Origin of the sequence: Pseudomonas farsensis, assembly GCF_014268805.2 — a bacterium.
Taxonomy (GTDB): domain Bacteria; phylum Pseudomonadota; class Gammaproteobacteria; order Pseudomonadales; family Pseudomonadaceae; genus Aquipseudomonas; species Aquipseudomonas farsensis.
Genome location: NZ_JABWRF020000001.1, coordinates 1,679,859 through 1,699,838 on the forward strand (window position 1 = coordinate 1,679,859; position 19,980 = coordinate 1,699,838).

Annotated in this window: 17 protein-coding genes, 1 pseudogene and 2 riboswitches; of the genes and pseudogenes, 5 read left to right on the forward strand and 13 right to left on the reverse strand. The window is 64.4% G+C overall.

What is annotated here, in order from left to right; genetic code table 11:
* Positions 1–11: 11 nt before the first annotated feature.
* From HU719_RS07715 to HU719_RS07740, 6 genes are all read right to left on the reverse strand, one after another.
* Positions 12–626: a response regulator transcription factor gene (locus HU719_RS07715; protein ID WP_186534596.1), complete on the reverse strand. Its 615-nt coding sequence runs from the start codon at positions 624–626 to the stop codon at positions 12–14.
* A gap of 197 nt (positions 627–823) precedes the next feature.
* A complete protein-coding gene (locus HU719_RS07720; protein WP_186534597.1) occupies positions 824–1,066 on the reverse strand; it encodes a DUF1272 domain-containing protein in 243 nt (80 codons plus the stop codon).
* A 64-nt stretch (positions 1,067–1,130) separates the two neighbouring features.
* The gene (gene cobM, locus HU719_RS07725; RefSeq protein ID WP_186534598.1) at positions 1,131–1,883 is read right to left on the reverse strand and encodes a precorrin-4 C(11)-methyltransferase; all 753 of its coding nucleotides are present in this window, start codon (positions 1,881–1,883) and stop codon (positions 1,131–1,133) included.
* A 28-nt stretch (positions 1,884–1,911) separates the two neighbouring features.
* Positions 1,912–2,322: a cobalamin biosynthesis protein gene (locus HU719_RS07730; protein ID WP_186534599.1), complete on the reverse strand. Its 411-nt coding sequence runs from the start codon at positions 2,320–2,322 to the stop codon at positions 1,912–1,914.
* Positions 2,322–3,017: a CbtA family protein gene (locus HU719_RS07735; RefSeq protein WP_186534600.1), complete on the reverse strand. Its 696-nt coding sequence runs from the start codon at positions 3,015–3,017 to the stop codon at positions 2,322–2,324. The genes HU719_RS07730 and HU719_RS07735 overlap by 1 nt, the downstream gene beginning before the upstream one ends.
* 10 nt (positions 3,018–3,027) lie before the next feature.
* A complete protein-coding gene (locus HU719_RS07740; protein WP_186516175.1) occupies positions 3,028–3,213 on the reverse strand; it encodes a CbtB domain-containing protein in 186 nt (61 codons plus the stop codon).
* A 97-nt stretch (positions 3,214–3,310) separates the two neighbouring features.
* A riboswitch (cobalamin riboswitch) is annotated at positions 3,311–3,532 on the reverse strand.
* A 60-nt stretch (positions 3,533–3,592) separates the two neighbouring features.
* A riboswitch (cobalamin riboswitch) is annotated at positions 3,593–3,789 on the forward strand.
* A 98-nt stretch (positions 3,790–3,887) separates the two neighbouring features.
* Between HU719_RS07740 and cobW the strand changes: the two genes are divergently transcribed.
* The 4 genes from cobW to HU719_RS07760 are packed head-to-tail and all read left to right on the forward strand — an operon-like array spanning position 3,888 to position 10,395.
* Positions 3,888–4,955: a cobalamin biosynthesis protein CobW gene (cobW, locus tag HU719_RS07745; protein ID WP_186534601.1), complete on the forward strand. Its 1,068-nt coding sequence runs from the start codon at positions 3,888–3,890 to the stop codon at positions 4,953–4,955.
* Positions 4,956–4,958: 3 nt separating this feature from the next.
* Positions 4,959–8,720 (forward strand): cobaltochelatase subunit CobN, encoded by a 3,762-nt coding sequence (cobN, locus tag HU719_RS07750; RefSeq protein WP_186534602.1) that lies wholly within the window; start codon positions 4,959–4,961, stop codon positions 8,718–8,720.
* Positions 8,721–8,722: 2 nt separating this feature from the next.
* Positions 8,723–9,733, forward strand: a complete 1,011-nt coding sequence (locus tag HU719_RS07755; protein WP_186534603.1) for a magnesium chelatase ATPase subunit I — start codon at positions 8,723–8,725, stop codon at positions 9,731–9,733.
* 47 nt (positions 9,734–9,780) lie between these two features.
* On the forward strand, positions 9,781–10,395 hold the full coding sequence (locus tag HU719_RS07760) for a vWA domain-containing protein (RefSeq protein ID WP_367616397.1): 615 nt from the start codon (positions 9,781–9,783) through the stop codon (positions 10,393–10,395).
* A 95-nt stretch (positions 10,396–10,490) separates the two neighbouring features.
* On the opposite strand, the gene HU719_RS07765 is transcribed toward HU719_RS07760, so the two are convergent.
* On the reverse strand, positions 10,491–10,757 hold the full coding sequence (locus tag HU719_RS07765; RefSeq protein WP_186516182.1) for a hypothetical protein: 267 nt from the start codon (positions 10,755–10,757) through the stop codon (positions 10,491–10,493).
* A 321-nt stretch (positions 10,758–11,078) separates the two neighbouring features.
* On the opposite strand from HU719_RS07765, the gene HU719_RS07770 reads away from it, so the two are divergent.
* A complete protein-coding gene (locus HU719_RS07770; RefSeq protein ID WP_186516184.1) occupies positions 11,079–12,404 on the forward strand; it encodes a sigma-54 dependent transcriptional regulator in 1,326 nt (441 codons plus the stop codon).
* Between the two features lie 3 nt (positions 12,405–12,407).
* On the opposite strand, the pseudogene HU719_RS07775 reads toward HU719_RS07770, so the two are convergent.
* From HU719_RS07775 to HU719_RS07800, 6 genes and pseudogenes are all read right to left on the reverse strand, one after another.
* Positions 12,408–13,590, reverse strand: a pseudogene (locus tag HU719_RS07775) (acetyl-CoA C-acyltransferase family protein).
* Positions 13,591–13,691: 101 nt separating this feature from the next.
* Positions 13,692–13,901, reverse strand: a complete 210-nt coding sequence (locus HU719_RS07780; RefSeq protein ID WP_186534604.1) for a hypothetical protein — start codon at positions 13,899–13,901, stop codon at positions 13,692–13,694.
* A 118-nt stretch (positions 13,902–14,019) separates the two neighbouring features.
* Entirely contained in the window at positions 14,020–14,979 is a 960-nt protein-coding gene (locus HU719_RS07785) for a ribonuclease Z (RefSeq protein ID WP_186534605.1), read from the reverse strand.
* Between the two features lie 263 nt (positions 14,980–15,242).
* Positions 15,243–17,369 (reverse strand): TonB-dependent siderophore receptor, encoded by a 2,127-nt coding sequence (locus HU719_RS07790; RefSeq protein ID WP_186534606.1) that lies wholly within the window; start codon positions 17,367–17,369, stop codon positions 15,243–15,245.
* A 176-nt stretch (positions 17,370–17,545) separates the two neighbouring features.
* On the reverse strand, positions 17,546–18,679 hold the full coding sequence (locus tag HU719_RS07795; RefSeq protein ID WP_437179657.1) for an MFS transporter: 1,134 nt from the start codon (positions 18,677–18,679) through the stop codon (positions 17,546–17,548).
* A gap of 378 nt (positions 18,680–19,057) precedes the next feature.
* Positions 19,058–19,951, reverse strand: a complete 894-nt coding sequence (locus HU719_RS07800; protein ID WP_186534608.1) for a dihydrodipicolinate synthase family protein — start codon at positions 19,949–19,951, stop codon at positions 19,058–19,060.
* Between the last annotated feature and the right edge of the window lie 29 nt (positions 19,952–19,980).

Genomic DNA, 19,980 nt, shown 5'->3' on the forward strand with positions numbered 1-19,980 from the left:
CCGATACACGGTCAGACCACGTTGTTGCGTTTGGCGAGGTCGACCATCTCGACCAGCGACTCGGCCTTGAGCTTCTCCAGAATGCGGCCGCGGTAGGTGCTGATGGTCTTGGCGCTCAGATTCATCTGCTCGCCGATGAGTTTGTTGCTTTGCCCGGCACACAGCCTGCGCAGTACTTCCATCTCACGGTTGGACAGGCACTGCAGGCGTTCGCTTTCGCTTTCCAGCGTATTGATGTTGACGGCCATTTGCGGAAAGGTCGAATAGCCTTTGACCAGTGCCTTTAGAGCAAATACCAAGGCGTCGAGGTCTTCGTCCTTGTTGACGAAGGCGCTGATGCCTGCATCCATGCAACGGCGCACGTACAGGTCGGCAGGTTGGCCGGTCAGGGCCATGATCTTGGGGGGCGGGTCGAGCAGCTTGAGGCGTTTGATCACCTCCATGCCGTCAAGGTCGGGTAGGCCTATGTCGAGGATCACCACATCTGCCCGGGTTTCCGCCGCGAGGCGGGCTGCTTCTTTGCCTTTTCCGGTTTCGCCGACAACGGCGAAGCGCTCGCGCTCCAGCAGCACGCGCACGGCAAGGCGCACGATGGAGTGGTCATCGACCAGCAGCACGGTTGTCATTGGGTAACTCCTGTAGAAATGAGCCCGCTTGTTGTTGTCTTGAAACCTCGAGCCTGAGAGCCACAGAACCGAGCAGCGGGCACATTACGTACATTCAGATCCTTTGGTAATAGGGGAGTATAGGCATGTTGAAAAGGCAACGGCACTTTGTTGAAAAGGACTACAAAAGGTCCTAGGACGGAGCTTCCAAGGTTGTTTCAGGCGCAGCCTGGGTGCGGCTTGAGGGTGCGCTGGGTCGTGGCGGGGTTATTCTGCAGTGCGCTACCCACGCGCGTGGGGCGCGGGCTCAGCTGGCCTGCGCAGTTCGGGCAGTGCCCATGCAGATGTTTTTGGTTGCACACTCGACAGAACGTGCACTCAAACGAACAGATCAGCGCGTCCGGGCTGTCTGGCGGCAGGTCGCAGTCGCAGCATTCGCAGTTGGGGCGTAGCTCAAGCATGGGCGAGGTTCCGGTGGGCTTAAAACAGCAGTGTGCTACGCCGCCGACAGGTGCTGCAATCGGTTCAAGGGCCAGGGCGGTAAAGGTGTGCGTGGCCTGCGCGGTAAAGCGCCGAGTCAGCGAACGGGGCATCGCCCAGCACATGGCCTACCAGGATCAACGCCGTGCGCCTGAAACCCTTGCGCTCCACCTGTTCGACAATATCGGCCAGCGTGCCGCGGGCCCAGTCCTGGTCGGGCCAAGTGGCGCGGTGTACCACGGCCACCGGGCAGTCGGCGCCATAGTGGGGCACCAGCTCTGCAACGATACGTGCCAGGTTGCGAATGCCTAGGTGAATTGCAAGCGTGCAGCCGTGGCGCGCCAAATCATTCAATTGTTCGCCGGCCGGCATGGGTGAGCTGTCGCCATAGCGGGTCAGGATCACCGTTTGTGCGACGTCCGGCAGGGTCAGCTCGCAGCCAAGCAGCGCGGCACTGGCGGCCGTGGCGGTTACCCCTGGAATGATCTGGTAGTCGATGCCCAGTTCGCGCAGATGGCGGATCTGTTCGCCGATGGCGCCATACAGGCTGGGGTCGCCGCTGTGCACGCGCGCGACGTCCTGGCCATCGGCATGGGCCTGGCGCATGGCGTCGATGATCTGTTCCAGGTGCAGCTCGGCGCTGTTGATCACGCGTTCGGCGGTGTTGCCGGCCAGTACCGCTGGGGGGACCAGAGAGCCTGCATAGATGATCACTGGGCACTGGTTGATCAGCCGCTGGCCCTTGACCGTGATCAGCTCGGGGTCGCCGGGGCCGGCACCGATGAAATAGACCGTCATGAAAAATCCTTGCGGGTAAAAGGAGGCATTATCTGCCGCACGCCAGCGCCAGGGTAGCGCCATCAAGCACTTGGCGTGTAACCCGCAAGTGAGGCTGCAGGCTGTGGCCTTCGGCCAGCGCCAGCGCGGCGCTTTCGGCAACGCCCCAGCAACCGGTGTGTGCGAAGGCGCTGGCTGACCGCTGGCTGAGCAGGTGCTCAACCCTCGCCAACTGGCTGACTTCGAAGCAGATCAAAGGCAACCCGAGTGCCTCGGCCAGCGCCAGCAGCCCAGGCTCGTCGGCCTTGGCCTGAATGCTGGCGATGCCGCGCACGGCGTGCAAGGGCAGGTCATGCTCGGCAAGGGTCTGGTGCAGCAGCGCTGTCAGGGTTTGCTGCGAGCAGCCGCGCCGGCAGCCGAAGCCTGCGAACAGCACAGGCTCGGAGTGGGGGCAGGCCATCAGGCGTCGCTGGAGCGGCGGTACAGCCACGCACTGAGCAGGCCCAGCGCAAGCCAGAACGCCGCGTTGGTCAGCCACGACGCAATCTTGAACTGGGTCTCCAGTGCGGCGGGTGCCAGGCTTTCGTGCACCTCTGGCTGTGGAGCGCCGATCACGTGGGGGATGGCCAGCAGCACGGCGCCAAGCACCTTGAGCAACCAGTGCCGGGCGAACACCAGCAGTGCCAGGCCGACAGCGGTGGCGGCAGCGGTGCCGACCCACCAGTTTTGACGCAGGCCCAGGTCGGCAGCGGCCGTGCCGGGCAGCTCGGGCGGCAGGCCCAGTGTCGGCGCCAGGCAGAACACCGCAAAGCCTGCCAGGCCCCACCAGGCGCCGCTGCTGACCCTGCCCGGTGCGCGCAGGCTGTAGAGCGCTGCGAGAATCAGGGCAAAGCCGACGGCTACCACCAAATTGCCACCGGTGGTGGACAGCACGCGCTGCCAGCCATCTTCAGGCTCCCAGGCTTCGGCACTGTGTTCATGTTCATGCGCGGCGACAGCTTCACCTTCAGCATGGTGGCCTGCCGCGGGGGCGGCGCTTTCATAGGTTTCGGCCTGCAGAATCAGCGGGGCTACCCAGAAACTTTGCAGCAACGTCAGCAGCAAGGCTGCAAGCAGCCCGCTGAAGCCCGCGGTACGGGCGATACGGGTAATCATGCTGGGCTACTCAGTGGCAGGGGAAGGCGGCGCTGTGGCGGGTATCGTGGGCAGCGTTGTGCACCGCTTCGATATGCGAAAAACCGGCGAAGTACACCAGGGACAGGCCCAGCACGCTGGCGCCAATGGCAACCATCAGGCGCTGGCTGAGTGTGGCGGGTGTGGCAATGCTGTGTTTGGCGGTGCTGATAGGCATGACGCGTTCCTCTGCTGCTTTTGTTGTGGCAACGGGCAAGCGCGGCGACCCCGGGCACCAGGGCCCAGGGTATACGACAGCGCCCGCCCACCGCGGGGTGTTGAGTTGACGTCAGGCCGGTCTCCGGGCTGGCGAGGCGGAGCAGGGCTCCGTTCAAGTGTCACCTTCCCATGCCAATGCGTGGCACAGTGGTCTGGACACTTCTCTCGCTTACCGTTGCGGGGGCAGCACCGGATTTGCCTGGCCCTTTTGTAAAGGCTCAAGGCGCACCGGTTTCCCGTTTCACCCCCTAAGGGGCACCTGGACGCAGTTCGCTAGCAAATCACGGGGCAGGGCGGGCGTCAATCGCCACGGCTGTTGACCGGATTGCGGGCACTGCGTAGCCTTGCCGTTTCGAGGTTCTCCAGCGGTGCTGGAGCTAAGACGGGAACGCGGTCAAGCCGCGGCTGCCCCCGCAACTGTAAGCACATCTGAAAAGGTTGGCATGGCCACTGCGAATGCGGGAAGGCGCCCACCTGCTGGCTTAGCGGCCGGCACTGTGCAAGCCAGGAGACCTGCCTCGCAACTTTTCGACTTTAAACCGGGCGGGGTGATCCGGTGGCGAACACGCCCGGCCATCAGCGCCCGTGGCGGTCCCGCCGCATGCCCGCGCCATTGCAGCCAAGGGCACTCGCATGAAAACACTGGCCAAGCTCCCCGTCACCATCGTTACCGGTTTTCTCGGTTCGGGTAAAACCACGTTGCTGCGGCACATGCTCGACAACGCCCAAGGCCGCCGCATTGCGGTCATCGTCAACGAGTTCGGTGAGCTGGGCATCGATGGCGAAATCCTCAAGCAATGCAGCATCGGCTGCAGCGAAGAAGAGGCCAATGGCCGCGTCTATGAGCTGGCCAACGGCTGCCTGTGCTGCACCGTGCAGGAAGAATTCTTCCCGGTGATGCGTGAACTGGTTGCCCGCCGTGGCGACCTTGACCACATTCTTATCGAAACCAGTGGCCTGGCGCTGCCCAAGCCTTTGGTGCAGGCCTTCCAGTGGCCAGAAATCCGTAACGCCTGTACGGTCGATGCGGTCATTACCGTAGTCGACAGCCCGGCCGTGGCCGCCGGCACGTTCGCCGCCTACCCGGATCAGGTCGACGCCCAGCGCAAGCTCGACCCCAACCTGGACCACGAGTCGCCCCTGCACGAGCTGTTCGCCGACCAACTGGCCAGCGCCGACCTGGTGGTGCTGAACAAAGCCGACCTGATCGACGCCGAAGGCCTGGCCAAGGTCCGCGCAGAAGTCGCGCAAGAGCTGCCGCCAGCGGTCAAGGTGATCGAGGCCAGCAGTGGCCGGCTGCCGCTGGACGTGCTGCTGGGTGTCGGCGCCGAATCCGAAGCGCACATCGATGGCCGGCGCACTCACCACGATTCGCACCACGACGGCGACGACCATGATGACCATGATCATGACGCCTTCGACTCCATCTCCATCGACCTGCCTGAAGCCGACGAAAGCCTGCTGATGGGCGCCCTCACGCAACTGGTCACCGAGTTCGGCATTCTGCGCGCCAAAGGCTTCGCGGCCATCCCTGGCAAGCCGATGCGCCTGTTGATCCAAGGTGTCGGCACCCGTTTCGACAAACACTTCGACCGCGCCTGGCGCAGCGAAGAACCACGCATCACCCGCATGGTGCTGATCGGTCAGGACCTCGATGCCGTGCACCTGGAAGCCCGCCTGCGCCAGGCGCTGGGCGCCTGACCGATGCACCTGCTGCGCACCCAGCCCGGTGGCTTCGTGCCGGACGACAGTATCGCTGACCTTGGCCAGACCCCAGCGGAACTGGTGATTCTGTGCAGCGGCGATTCGCACTTGGCGCTGCTCGCCGAAACCGCCGAGCAGTTGCCTGAACACTTCCCCAGCCTGCGCCTGGCCAACCCCATGCAGGTGCAGAACCACGCCTCGGTCGACCTGTATGTCGACGAGGTGCTGCGCCATGCCAAGGTGATTCTGGTGTCGTTGCACGGCGGGGTCGGTTACTGGCGCTATGGCGTCGAGCAACTGGTCGAGCTGGCCAGCCGCGGCGTGCAACTGATCATGGTGCCGGGCGATGACCGCCCGGACCCGGAGCTCACCGGCCTGGGCAATGTCACCGGGGCGCAGGCCGAGCGCCTTTGGCATTACCTGCGCCAAGGCGGCAAGGCCAATGCGCTCAACCTGTTCAACTGCCTCGCAAGCCTTTGGCTGGGGCGCGATTACGCTTGGGACGAACCCCAGCCGCTGCCGCGCACGGCGGTTTACCACCCAACACTGCCCAGTGCGGTGCTGCAGGACTGGTACGCCGAATGGAACCCGCAGTGGCCAGTGGCGCCGCTGCTGTTCTACCGCTCGCACCTGCAGGCGGCCAACACCGGGTTCATCGATGTGTTCTGCCAGCGCCTGCAGGCCTGCGGGCTGAACCCGTTGCCGATCGCCGTGGCCAGCCTGAAGGAGGCAGCATGCCTTGAACAGGTCGAGGCGTGGATGGACGAGGTCGAGGCCGAGGTCATCATCAATACCACAGGCTTTGCCCTGTCCAGCCCCGAACGCCCCAACCTGCGCCCGCTGCGCCGTGACGTGCCGGTGTTGCAGGCGATCTGCGCCCAGGACAACCAGCCGGCGTGGCAGCAGAGCGAGCAGGGCCTGGGCGCCCGTGACCTGGCCATGCACATTGCCTTGCCGGAGCTGGACGGGCGCATCATCACCCGCCCGGTGAGTTTCAAAGACCTTGCCTGGCGCAGCGAGCGCAGCCAGTCCGACGTGGTGTGTTACCGCGCGCACCCTGAGCGCATGGACTTTGTCGCTGAACTTGCGCGCCGCTGGGTCGAACTGGCACGGCTGGACAACCCGCAAAAGCGCGTCGCCCTGGTGCTGGCCAACTACCCGACCCGCGATGGGCGCATCGGCAACGGTGTCGGCCTGGATACGCCGGGGGCGGCGCTGAATATCCTGCAGGCCATGCAGGGGCAGGGCTACCCGGTTGCCGGGCTGCCGGACAGCGGCACTGCGCTCATTCAGCAACTGCTCGGCGGCGTAACCAACGACCTTGATCACCTCGACCAACGCCCCTGCGCCCAAAGCCTGAGCCTGGACGACTATCAAGCCGCCTTTGCCCAGTTGCCGCAGGCCAACCAGCGCGCCGTGCTGGAACGTTGGGGCGCCCCCGAGCAGGACCCGATGCACCGTAACGGCCGGCTGATGGTTGCCGGGCTGCGCTATGGCCTGACCTTTGTCGGCATTCAGCCTGCGCGGGGCTACCAGGTCGACCCGAGTGCGGTGTACCACGACCCGGACTTGGTGCCCCCCCATGGTTACCTGGCGTTTCACTTCTGGCTGCGCAACAGCTACGCCGCCGATGCGGTTATCCACGTCGGCAAGCACGGCAACCTTGAGTGGCTGCCGGGCAAGGGTGTGGGCCTGTCGCGTGAATGCTGGCCGGACGCATTGCTCGGGCCACTGCCGAACATCTATCCGTTCATCGTCAACGACCCGGGTGAGGGCGCCCAAGCCAAGCGCCGTACCCAGGCGGTGATCATCGACCACTTGATGCCGCCACTGACCCGCGCCGAATCCTACGGCCCGCTGCGCGATCTGGAGCAACTGGCCGACGAATATTATGAAGCGCAATTGCTCGACCCGCGCCGAGCACGTGAGCTGCAGCGGGACATTCTGGAACTGGTCAAGGCCAACCACATCGACCGCGAGCTGCAACTCGAGGGCCAGCTGGACGATGCGGCGGTGTGGTTGCCGCGGCTCGACACCTATCTGTGCGACCTCAAGGAATCGCAGATCCGCGATGGCCTGCACGTGTTCGGCGAGTCGCCTCAGGGCCGCCTGCGCAGTGACACGCTGCTGGCGTTGCTGCGGGTCGAGCGTGGCGACGGTCGCGGCGGCAATGCAAGTTTGATTCGCACCTTGGCCAAGGCCATGGTGCTGGGCTTCGACCCGCTTGACTGCGACCTCGGCGAGCCCTGGCAAGGGCCGCGCCCGGCGCTGCTGCAAGCGGTAGACAGCGCGCCCTGGCGCATCACTGGTGACACCCGCGAGCGCCTTGAGCAGCTTGCGCTGACGCTGATCGGCCACGCCCTGGAGGCAACCTTGGCATTGCCGGACGACAGTAGCTGGCAGCCGGTCATAGACGTGCTGCACGCCCTGCGCAACGAGGTGGCGCCGCGCCTGGACGCCTGCGGCCCTGCCGAAATCGACGCGTTGCTGGCGGCACTGGCCGGGCGCTTCGTGCCGGCCGGCCCCAGTGGCGCGCCCAGCCGTGGGCGCCTGGATGTGCTGCCGACCGGGCGCAACTTCTACACCGTGGATGTGCGCAACCTGCCCACCACCACCGCCTGGCGCCTGGGCTTTGCCTCGGCCAACCTGATCCTTGAACGCCATCTGCAAGATCACGGCGACCACCTGCGCCAGCTCGGCCTTTCGGTGTGGGGCACCGCGACCATGCGTACCGGCGGCGATGATATCGCCCAGGCCATGGCGCTGATGGGCGTGCGCCCGGTATGGGCTACCGGCAGTCAGCGTGTCGATGATTTCGAAATCTTGCCGCTGAGCTTGCTCGACCGCCCTCGGGTCGACGTTACGCTGCGGGTGTCGGGGTTCTTCCGTGACGCGTTCGGCAACCTGATTCGCCTGTTCGATGCGGCGGTGCAGGCGGTTGCCGCGCTGGACGAGCCAGATGACCTCAACCCCCTTGCCGCCCGCGTGCGCGCCGAGCGCCAGGCGCTGGTCGGTGAGGGCATGGACGCCGAACTTGCAGCACGCCAGGCCGGCTGGCGTGTTTTCGGCGCCAAGCCCGGTGCTTACGGCGCGGGGGTGCAGAACGCTATCGACGGGCGCCTTTGGAACAGCCGCGACGACCTGGCCGAGGTGTACCTCAACCACGGTGGCTACGCCTATGGCACCGCCGACGAAGGCACCCCGGCCCGCGAGCGTTTCGCCCAGCGCCTGAGCCAGGTGCAGGCGGTGCTGCAGAACCAGGACAACCACGAGCATGACCTGCTCGATTCCAACGATTACTACCAGTTCCAGGGCGGCATGCTGGCCGCCGCCGAAACCCTGGCCGGCAGTACCCGCGCCAGTTACCACGGTGACCACAGCCAGGCCGACCGCCCGCGTATCCGCACCCTTAAAGAGGAACTCAACCGGGTAATACGCGCCCGCGCCCTCAACCCAAAGTGGATCGACGGCGCCAAGCGGCATGGCTATAAAGGTGCTTTCGAGCTGGCGGCCACGGTGGACAACCTGTTCGCCTTCGATGCCACCACCCACCTGATCGACGACCACCATTACCAGGGCCTGGCCGACGCCTACGTGCTCGACCCGGCCACCCGTGATTTCATGCGTGAACACAACCCCGAAGCCCTGCGCGACCTTACCGAGCGCTTGCTGGAAGCCCAGCAACGCGGGCTCTGGCAGGAACCGGGCGACTACCGCGAAAGCCTTGAGCAACAGTTGCTCGAGGGCGAGGAAGACTGCTGACCATGACCGAACCCGTGCAATTTCCCCTGGCCGCCGTGGTCGGGGCCGACGACCTCAAACTGGCACTGTGCCTGACCGCCATCGACCCTAAAATCGGTGGTGTGCTGATCGAAGGCCCACGCGGCATGGCCAAGAGCACCCTGGCCCGAGGCTTGGCTGACCTGCTCGGCGACGGGCCGTTCGTCACCTTGCCCTTGGGCGCCACCGAAGAACGCCTGGTGGGCACGCTGGACCTCGATGCGGCCCTGGGACAGGGCCAGGCGAAGTTCTCGCCGGGGGTGCTGGCCCATGCCGATGGCGGGGTGCTTTACGTCGATGAAGTGAATCTGCTGCCCGACCCGCTGGTCGACCTGTTGCTGGATGTGGCGGCAAGTGGCACCAACCGTGTCGAGCGCGATGGTATTTCCCATCGCCACCCGGCGCGTTTCGTGCTGATCGGCACCATGAACCCAGAAGAAGGCGAGTTGCGCCCGCAGTTGCTCGACCGTTTCGGCCTGAATGTCGCACTGCAGGGTTTGCCGGCGCCTGAAGCGCGCCAGCAGATCATTCGCCGCCGGCTGGCGTTCGACAGCGACCCGCACGCTTTCTGCGCTGAGTGGGCAGCGCCCCAGGCGCAACTGCGCGAGCGCTGCCACGGCGCCCGGGAGCGCCTGGCCGCTATTGCACTGGATGACCAGGCCTTGGCTTGGATCACCGAGCGATGTTTTGCCGCAGGGGTCGACGGCTTGCGCGCCGACCTTGTCTGGCTGCGCGCCGCCCGTGCCCACGCCGCGTGGCGTGGCGCCGGGCACATTTGCGAAGAGGATGTCGAGGCGGTCGCCGAATTCGCCCTGCGCCATCGCCGCAACACCGACGCCCCGCAGGCGCAAAGCCAACAGCCGCCACCAGTAAGTGGCGGGCAGCCCGATCAGCCCCAGCAAGGCGCAGGGCAGGGCAACTGGGGGGCCATGGCGCCACAGCCAGTGGCTACCGGCGCCCGGCGTGAGGTGCCGAACTGGGCAAAAAAGCCCTGAGCATCCGCCGCAGCCAAGCGCTGGATGCCAGACCTCGCCCAGGCCGTGTGCAAGGTGCGCCCCGTGGGCGCGCCACGGCTGCCGGGCGCGGGCGCATCGCCTGGCTGGCGACACTGCTCAAGGGGCGCCCACGCACACAGCGCGACCTGTGCTGGCAGCAGCGCCAGGCGCAGGCGCCGCAGTTGTGGCTGATTATCGTCGATGCCTCGGCTTCGACCCGCCGTCAGCACGCCTTGAGCCAGGCCAAAGGCCTGCTGGCCGGGGTGTTCGACCAGGCCTATCGGCAACGGGCGCGGCTGGCACTGCTGACCGCAAGCGGCGACACACCGCGCTGGCAGCGCCATGGCCTGAAGGCGTCAGCTGCGTTGCAGCCGTGGCTTGATGGGTTGGGCGCAGGTGGCGGCACGCCGATCTTGGCAGCGCTGGATGAGGCGCGAACCTGGCTGCAAACCAGGGCCAGGCGGCTGCCCCACGAAACCCAGCGCTGCCTGATCCTGACCGACGGTCGGCTGACGCCATGGGCTGGCTTGCAGCCTCTGCCCTGCGCCACCTTAGTGGTAGATATAGAGCGGGCCGCAGTGCGGGTCGGGCGTGCGCAGCAACTTGCCGAGCAACTTTGTGCCGAATACCGGCATATAGATCAGTTTCAGAAAGTTAACTAAGGCGGCCGGCTGCGACACAATGCCGCTACCGTAAAAGTTGCAGGCCAAGTTGCAACACGTGCGTGGCGGCCACGCACGTGTGGTGGCGGGCGTACTTACTTGGGCATCGACCAGGGCTGCAGGTCGTAGCCTTTCTGGCACAGTTCGGCGCGCACTTCTTCGATCAGGCAGGCCCACTGCGCAGGGTCGGAATAGACCCGCGAGGAGACTTGCTTGGCGCCAATGCGGGTGCTGGTCCGGTCAATCACTGCCAGCGTCAGCTCACCGGTACCGTTGGGTGCATCCCAGGCAACGCACTGGAACGGTTCGAAGGCGTGGTCGGCAATCAGCAGGGCTTCGTTGACGCGCAACGGGGCATTCATGGCTCGGTCTCTCTATGGTCCCAAACAGCGAAAAGTAGTTTCCGCGATGTTGTTCCGGCATAGCGTACAGCGCGGGGTTATTCGTACTGATGCTCCAGGTCAGGGGTGAAGTCACATAACAACTGAAAATTTTAAGTTAAGGGTATTTAACATTGCCGGTGCTGCGGCGTGTGACGCCGATATGCGATGAAAATTCGCGGCGAGTAAAACGGGCTGACCAACGGTAGTCGAGCGCGTCAAGTTAATTGCTACTGTTATTTCTGGCGTCGCAACTTACTGTTTATTCGAAAAAAAGCCGATTACCGGCGCCAAGGAACGGTCATGCTCGAGCCTGCTTCCCATCGCCGCCTGCTGATTGTCGACCCCTGCGAAGACTGCCACCGCTTGTTGCCTGGGTTGCGCGGTGTCGGCTGGGAGGTGCGCACCTGCACGCTGGATACCGCCCTTGAGCACCCGTGCGATGTTGGCTTGCTGCGCCTGCAGGCTTCGCACTTGCGTCACCCCGATGCGGTCAGGGACCTCATCCAGCGCAGCAAGACCGAGTGGATCGCCGTGCTAAGCGCTGAAGAACTGCGCATGCAAAATGTCGGTGACTTCGTTTGCGAGTGGTTTTTCGACTTTCACACGCTGCCCTTCGACGTCTCGCGGGTCCAGGTGACGCTGGGGCGCGCCTTCGGCATGGCGCGGCTGCGCGGCAAAGGTGCGGTGCGGGTGGATGAGCATGAGCACGAACTGCTCGGCGAAAGTCGGCCGATCCGCGAGTTGCGCAAGCTGTTGGGCAAGCTGGCGCCCACCGAGTCACCGGTGCTCATACGCGGGGAAAGCGGCACGGGTAAAGAGCTGGTGGCGCGCACGCTACATCGCCTGTCGCAGCGCCATGACCAGCCGTTTATCGCCATCAACTGCGGGGCAATCCCCGAGCACCTTATTCAATCCGAGTTGTTTGGCCATGAAAAAGGCGCCTTCACCGGTGCGCACCAGCGCAAGGTCGGGCGTATCGAGGCGGCCCATGGTGGCACGTTGTTTCTAGACGAGATCGGCGATCTTCCCCTCGAACTTCAAGCAAATCTGCTGCGCTTTCTTCAGGAAAAACACATCGAGCGCGTGGGTGGCAACCAGCCTATCCCGGTAGATGTGCGGGTGCTGGCGGCGACCCATGTCGACCTCGAAAAGGCTATCGGCCTTGGGCGCTTTCGCGAAGACCTGTACTACCGGCTGAACGTGCTGCAGGTAGTCACGGCACCGCTGCGTGACCGGCACGGCGACCTGTCGTTGCTGGCCAGCCATTTTGCCCATTTCTACAGCATTGAAACGGGGCGCCGGCCCCGCTCGTTCAGCGATGGCGCCCTGGCTGCCATGGGCCTGCACGACTGGCCGGGCAACGTGCGTGAGCTGGCCAACCGCGTGCGCCGTGGCCTGGTGCTTGCCGAGGGCCGGCAGATCGAAGCGCAAGACCTTGGTCTTCAGGACACTCAGGAGCAAGACCTGCCGCTGGGCACGCTGGAAGATTACAAGCACCGCGCCGAGCGCCAGGCGCTGTGCGATGTGCTGGACCGGCATAGCGACAACATGAGCATTGCGGCAAAAGTGCTGGGCATTTCAAGGCCCACCTTCTACCGCCTGCTACACAAGCACCAGATTCGCTGACGCCTACGTGCGCTCAAAGACCACGGCGATGCCTTGCCCGCCACCGATGCACATGGTGGCAAGGGCGTAGCGGCCCTGTATCCGTTGCAGCTCATGGATGGCCTTGGTGGCGATGATAGCGCCGGTAGCACCGACCGGGTGCCCCAACGAAATGCCCGAGCCGTTGGGGTTGACCTTGTCCGGGTCAAACCCCAATGCGCGGGCCACGGCGCAGGCCTGTGCGGCGAAGGCTTCATTGGACTCGATCACATCCAGGTCGGCGACCGTCAGGCCGGCCTTTTCCAACACCTTGCGCGTGGCCGGGATTGGCCCCAGGCCCATCCATGCGGGCTCCACGCCGGCGTGGGCGTACGCCACCAGGCGTGCCAGCGGTTTGAGGCCCAGGCGGCGCACGGCATCGCCGGTAGCCAGCACCAGGCCTGCGGCGCCGTCGTTGATGCTGCTGGCGTTGCCGGCGGTTACCGTGCCGTCTTTCTTGAATACGGCTTTCATGCCCGCCAGTTGTTCGGTGGTAAGTTCCGCGCGCACGTTCTCATCAACGGCAAACTGCACGGAGCCTTTGCGGGTAGGGACCTCAATCGGCACGATCTGCCCGTTGAAGCGGCGTTCGGCTATCGCCCGGGCGGCCCGCTGCTGACTGGCCAGCGCGGTTTCGTCCTGCATCTGGCGGGTGATGCCGTGGCCTGCAGCGACGTTCTCGGCAGTGATGCCCATGTGAAAGTGCTCGAATGGGTCCTGCAACACACCGACCATAATCGATACCTTGCAGGTCGCCCATGCGCGCGCCCCAGCGTGCCTGAGGCAGCAGATACGGGCTGCGGCTCATGGCTTCGGCGCCCGCCGCCAGGGCAATATCGCTATCACCCAGCAACAGCCCCTGGGCTGCCGAAACAATGGCTTGCAGCCCCGAGCCACACAGGCGGTTGACGTTGAATGCCGGGGTTTCTTTGGGGATGCCGGCCTTGATAGCCGCAACGCGGCCCAGGTAGGCGTCACGTGGTTCGGTGGGGATCACGTTGCCCATGACCAGATGGCCGATTTGTGCGGCATCCACCCCGGAGCGCTCGAGGGCTGCACGGGTGACTTGGGTGGCGAGGTCGGCCAGTGGCAGGTCTTTGAGTGACCCGCCGAAACTGCCGATGGCCGAACGTACTGCGCTGACGATGTAGATTTGCGTGCTGCTCATGGTTGCTCCTTGTGCGACGTCGTAGCGGGGCGCCCTCTGCGAGCTACCACCGCTACCTGTGTGCAAGGAGTCTAGGCAAAGACCTGCAAAGCGCTGCTCGCTCAGCTCGCAGGTTTGGCTTCAGTGCGCGGGACATCAGCCTGGCGGTTGGCTTGCTCGGCCTGGCGCTTGGCGACGGCCTCTTGCGCCTGCTGGCGTTGCACGGCCCATTGGTCGCTGCGCTCGCGCAGGCGGTCGGCGCCGCCTTCGGCAAAGGCCGACGTCACGGTGGTGGTGGCCAGCAGGGCAAGGGCGATGGCGAGGGTTTTCATTGTTGCAGTCTCCAGTGGGTTAGGCAGGTGGCCAATGGCCGATTGCCACGCATGATGAAGACCGCAGATTTTGCCAACGTTAACGGTTTGGTCGTTTTGCGCCGGCCAGGGTTTTCGCTCAGGTTGCCTGCACCAATACGCCGTCGCGGCCCAGATGGTAGCGCTGCAAGTCGCGGGCGAGTGTCAGGTTGCCGTGGTAGCCGGCCAGGGCTTCCTGGCGGATTTCCTCGATGCTGTTGCCGCGACCGGGCGCGCACTGGTAGCGGGCGCTGAAGTGGGTCAGCACCAGGTTTTTCACCGCAGCCTGCTCGGCGAAGAGCGCTACGGCCGCTGCAGTGCTGTGACCGAAACTGGTCTGGCTGCGGTCGATCACAGGCTGGGTGAAGGTGGCTTCGTGGACCAGCACGTCAACGCCCTTGGCAACACCTGCCAGCAGCTCGGGCCGGTCGTTGTCGCCGCAGACGATTACCCGCTGTGGAGCGCGTGTGGGCTGCAGGTAGGCAAGCGGATCGAGCTGGCGGCCCTGATGCTCTACCGCCTGGCCATGGGCCAGTTGCCCCCACAGTGGCCCGGCGGGAATGCCATCGGCTTTGAGCCGTTCGGTATCGAGCCGGGGGGAGGGGTCGCGCTCTTCGAAGACATACGCCCAGGAGCGTACCCGGTGCGAAAGCTCCACGGTGCACACGCAGATATTGCCGTTTTGCAGGCCGCTGAAGGTCTCCAACGTCTGTATTTGCAGTTCGAAGGGCAGGTAGGTCTCGCTTACGGCGAGGGTCTGTTGCACCCAACCCTGCAAGGCCGCTGGCAGGACCAGTGTGAGCGGCTCGCTGCGCCCGGACATGCCGGCGCTGGCCAGCAGCCCAGGCAAGCCGAAGCAGTGATCGCCGTGCACATGGGTGATGAGAATGGCGCGCAGGTCGCGGACCGACAGCGGGCTGCGCAGCAACTGGTGCTGTGTGCCTTCGCCACAGTCGACCAGGTACCAACCGTGGCCGGCGGATTCGATGACGGCGGTCGCGCTGACGTTGCGGGCCTTGGTAGGCACCCCTGATGAGGTGCCCAGAAACTGCAGGTCCATGCCTGACTCCTTGCCTGAAGACTGTCCAGCCTCGCAGGGCGAGGCGCGCGGAGGCTAGCATGGTCGTCGGGGCGGGAACAGGGCCCCGTTGCGAGCCAGGCCAGCGCGGCCTGCGCAGGAGCGGCCTTGTGCCGCGAAAGGGCTGCGAAGCAGCCCGAGGATCCATGCATCATGCAAGATCGTCGGGGCTGCTGCGCAGCCCTTTCGCGACGCAAGGCCGCTCCTACAATCAGCCGTAGCCGGGAGTGCTCGGGCAACTAACCTTAGAAGGTGTAAGCCACCCCAGCTTGTACAGTGCGCGGCTCGCCTGGGTAGACGTAGGCGTTGAACGCACCTTCGTCATACCCTTTGTTGAACACGTTCTTTACATCCAGGTTCAGGCGCACGTGCTCGTTGACCTTGTAGAAGCTCAGCAGGTCAACAACGCTGTAGCGTTCCATGGTGTAGGTCGTCGCGGCCGTTTGCCCGGCGCGGTCATCCACGTACTTCACGCCCATGCCCAGACCCAGGCCTTTGACCAAGCCGTCCTGGAACTCGTAGGTGTTCAGCAGGCTGAAGGTGTTACGCGGAATATTGGCCAGGCGCGTGCCTTTTTCCAGCATGTTGTCCTTGGTGACCATGGCATCGACATAGCCGTAGCCGCCGATCATGCGCCACTCGGGGGTGATGTTACCGGCGATGTTGATATCCAGGCCACGGCTGCGCACTTCCCCTGCCGCTACCTTGAAGGTGTTGGTGAGGTCGTTTGGATCGTTGGTCAGCACGTTTTCCTTGACGATGTGGTAGATCGCCGCATCGACCGTCAGTTGGCGGTCGAGGGCTTCCCACTTCATGCCCAGCTCGTACGACTTGCCCTTTTCCGGGTCGAAGCCACTGCCTGCTTGCGGGGTTCCGCTGTTGGGCTTGAAGGAACGTGCGGTGTTGGCGTAGACCGCGACGGTGTCGGTCAGGTCGTAGATCAGGCCGAAGCGTGGGGTAACGGCGTTTTGGCCTTTGGTGAAGTCGCCCTTGTCATCGAGCTTGTTGACGTAGTCGTGCTCGAAGCGCTCAAGGCGGACTCCAGCAAGCGCTTTCAAACGTTCAGTCAAGGCCACCTGATCCTGGATGAAGAACGCCCAGGTTTTCAGGTTTTCCTTATCGTGGGTGGTGGTCCGGGTCAGAGCAGGGCGCGGCTGCCCCAGCACCGGATCTAGAATGTCGATCGGGTAGGCGGCCGAAGAGCGGCGGATGATCGAGTTGTAATCGTAATCCTCGTACTCCACGCCGGTCAGCAACGTATGGTTGAACCTGCCTGTGTCAAAGTGGCCGGTCAGGTTGAGCTGCCAGTCCTGGTCGGCCCACTCCAGCTTGCGGTAGTTGAAGTTGCGGTTCAGCGTTCGGCCATCGGCCTGTACGCCGTTAGCTTCAACCGCATTGCCCTTGAGCGAGCCATCCAGCCACTGCGCACCGCCGCCCAGTGTCCAGTCCTCATTCAGCGCGTGCTCAAAGCGCAACTGAGCCATGTTGTTGTCGTTGTGCAGCAAGTTGTCGCTGCCTTTTTCCCACAGATAGGTGTCGCGGGAGGCACTGGCTCGTTGCGTCGGGTAGCGCGTCAAACCCCGATCCAACGGGTGGTTATTGCGCATGAAATCGCCTTCAAAGACGATCTTGGTGCTGTCGTTGACCTGCCAGCTGAGCACCGGCGCCACGTCGTAGCGCTCGGTCTGCACGTCATCGCGGAATGTCTCGCCACCTTCACCCAGCACGTTGAGGCGATACGCCAGGCTGCCGTCCTGGTTGAGCGGGCCGGTGGCATCGAGGGTGGCGCGGTGCATGCCTTGGTCAGTGAACTGGCTGCCAAGGGTGACCTTCTGCTCCGGCAGCGACTGCTTGCTGACGATGTTGAAGGTGCCGCCCGGGTCGCCACGCCCATACAGGCTGGTGGCCGGGCCGCGGATCACTTCCAGGCGCTCGACGGTGTTGGCATCCGGGGCGTTGGGGTAGCCTCGGTTGATCGGGAAGCCGTTGCGGTAGAACTCACCCGTGGTGAAGCCGCGCACGGTGAACGTGGTCAGGCCCTGGCCGCCGAAATTGTTGGCACGGCCCACACCGCCTGCGTAGTCCAGGCCGTCCTGCAGACGGGTGGCGCTGGTGTCTTCCAGGACATCCTTGGGCACGACGCTGACCGACTGCGGTGTTTCATGCAGGGCCGTGTCGGTGCGCGTGGCGCTGGCCGAGCGGGTGGCGCGGTAGCCTTGTACCGGGCTGTCGGCGCGCTCGTAGTCGGCGTCGGCGTTGATGTTCACCGCTTCAAGCTGAATGCCTGCCGAGGTATCGACGGGGGTGGTTGCCGCCCAAGTGAGCATTGGGGCAGCGTGTAGCAGGCACAGCGAAACAATCCTGTAACGCATCGGTTCAGGTCCTGGAAGAAAGGTCACGGAGAGGGTGTAAACGCGGCGCGATATTATCTGGTAACAATTCCCATTACCAGATGTTTTGGCATACTGGATGCCGGCTGTGACGGGCGTACCAGGTTGTTGCAGGTGTGCCTGGCGCAGCGCGTGTCGCTGCGCCAGGCAGGGGCGGGTCAGTGGCCGCCTTTCATGCGCCGGGCAATCAAGTAGATCACCAGCCCCGCAAGCGCTGCGCCAGCGCCGATGTAGCCGGTGCTGGTCCAGCCCAGGCCTGCGCTGATGGCCATGCCGCCAAACCACGGGCCTAGGGCGTTGGCCAGGTTGAACGCAGCGTGGTTGGAGGCAGCTGCCAGGCTTGGGGCTTCATGGGCGATGTCCATCAGGCGGATCTGCAGCGGTGCGGCCAGCGCGATCATGGTGCCGACCAGCGCTACTGCAGGCAGCAGCGTCCACAGCGAATGCGCGGCGAAGGAGAAGAACACCAGCACCGCCATCGACCACACCAGCACAATACCGACGGCGCGGAACTGCAGGCGGTCGAACAGCTTGCCGCCGACGATATTGCCAACGATGCCGCCAATGCCAAAAGCCGCCAGGCCGAAGGGAATCCACTGTGGCGAGGCCTTGGTCACCTGCAGCATGGTCGGCGCCAGGTAGCTGAACACACAGAACATGCCGGCAAACCCGATGGAGGCGATGGCCAGCGCCATCCACACCTGCGGCAGGGCAAAGGCGCGCAGCTCCTTGCGCGGGTCACTGCGAGGCTCATCGTGTGGCTGCGGCACATAGCGCCACACCAGGGCGATGGTGCACAGCGCGATGGCGGCCACCAGCACGAACGCCGAACGCCAGCCGAACCACTGCCCGAGTAGCGTGGCCACCGGATTGCCCAGCAACATCGCCAAGGTGAGCCCCATCATCACCCGCGCGACGGCCCCGGCGCGCTGGTTGCTGGCCACCATGCTCGATGCCACCACGGCGGCGATACCAAAATAAGCGCCATGGGGCAGGCCGCTGATGAAGCGGAACGCCACCAGCCCGCCGAACGACGGGGCGAAGGCGGTTGCCAGGTTGCCGATGGCGTACAGCGCCATCAGCAGCAACAACATGTGCTTGCGCAGCAGCTTGGCGCCAAGAATCGCCAGCGCCGGCGCGCCGACCATCACCCCCAGTGCATAGGCACTGATGGCATGGCCCACCTGGGGTTCGGTCAGGTTCAGGTTGCTGGCAATATCGGGCATCAGGCCCATGATGGCGAACTCGCCGGTGCCGATGGCGAAGCTGCCAAGGGCCATGGCGGCTTCCATTTTCACGACGGTGGATTTGGCGGGGAGTTGCGGGGGAGATTGGGGGAGAGACATCTATATCCTTGCGAAACATGCTGAAACGTTTGATGCAGGATGATAGACAATTGCCGGCAGGGGCGTCGAGCTTGGTGATCCGAGGCTGGCACCGGGCGCGACCAGCTTGCTGGGTCCAAACCCACACAAATCCTTGTGGCAATCGGGCTTGCCCCGCGTTGGGCTGCGAAGCGGCCCTGGACCTTACCCATTTACGGTATTTGAGCGAATACCTAGGTGAGTTTCAGGGCTGCTTCGCAGCCCAACGCGGGGCAAGCCCGCTCGCCACAACAGCCCTATCTGACGGGGGCTCTGCGTGGAGCCGCTACGATGAGTCAGGCCACATCATGCAGCCCCGTGCAGCTCCTCCAGCAGGCTGCGCAGCGTGGCCTTGCCGCTGCCATCGAGCCCGAACACCGGCCGGCGTGGCTCGCCAACGGGGAGCCCGGTCAGCGCTAGCCCTGCCTTGATCGTTGCCGGCAAACCGCCCTTGAGAATGAAGTCCAGCAGCGGCAACTGCCGGTAGAACAGCGCCCGCGCCTGTTGCAGATCGCCGGCTGCAACCGCCTGGTAAAGGCTCAGGTTGAGCTCGGGAATCAGGTTTGCCGCTGCCGTGCACCAGCCGCTCGCCCCGGCAACGAAGGCTTCCAGCGCCAAAGGATTACAGCCGTTGTAGAACGGCACCTGGCCTTCGCCGAGCACCTGCAGTTTGTGCATGCGCTGAATATCGCCCGTGCTCTCCTTGACCATGGTGACGTTATCGACCTCGCCAACGATGCGCAGGATCAGCTCCACCGGCATGTCGGTGCCGCTGGTGGCGGGGTTGTTATAGAGCATGATCGGCAAATCGATAGCCGCGCCGATGCTGCGGTAGTGCTGGATAATTTCCGCCTCGCTCAGCTTCCAGTACGCGCACGGCAGCACCATGACTGCATCGGCGCCGTGCTGTTGGGCGTAGCGAGCGCGGCGCACGGCACCGGCGGTGGTGAGGTCGGACACACTGACGATGCTCGGCACGCGCTTGTCGATGCACTCAAGGCTGTGCCGGGCTACCTGCTGCCATTCGGTGTCGCTCAGGTAGGCACCTTCACCGGTGCTGCCCAATGGCGCGATGCTGTGCACGCCGCTTTCGATCAGGCGCTCGATGGACTGGCCCAGCGCTGGCAGGTCAAGCTGTTCGCCGCAAGGGCTGAACGGGGTAATGGTGTAGCCGATGATGCCGTGAAATGGGGTGGTCATGGGGTAACGCTCCGCAGGCAAGGCAAAAG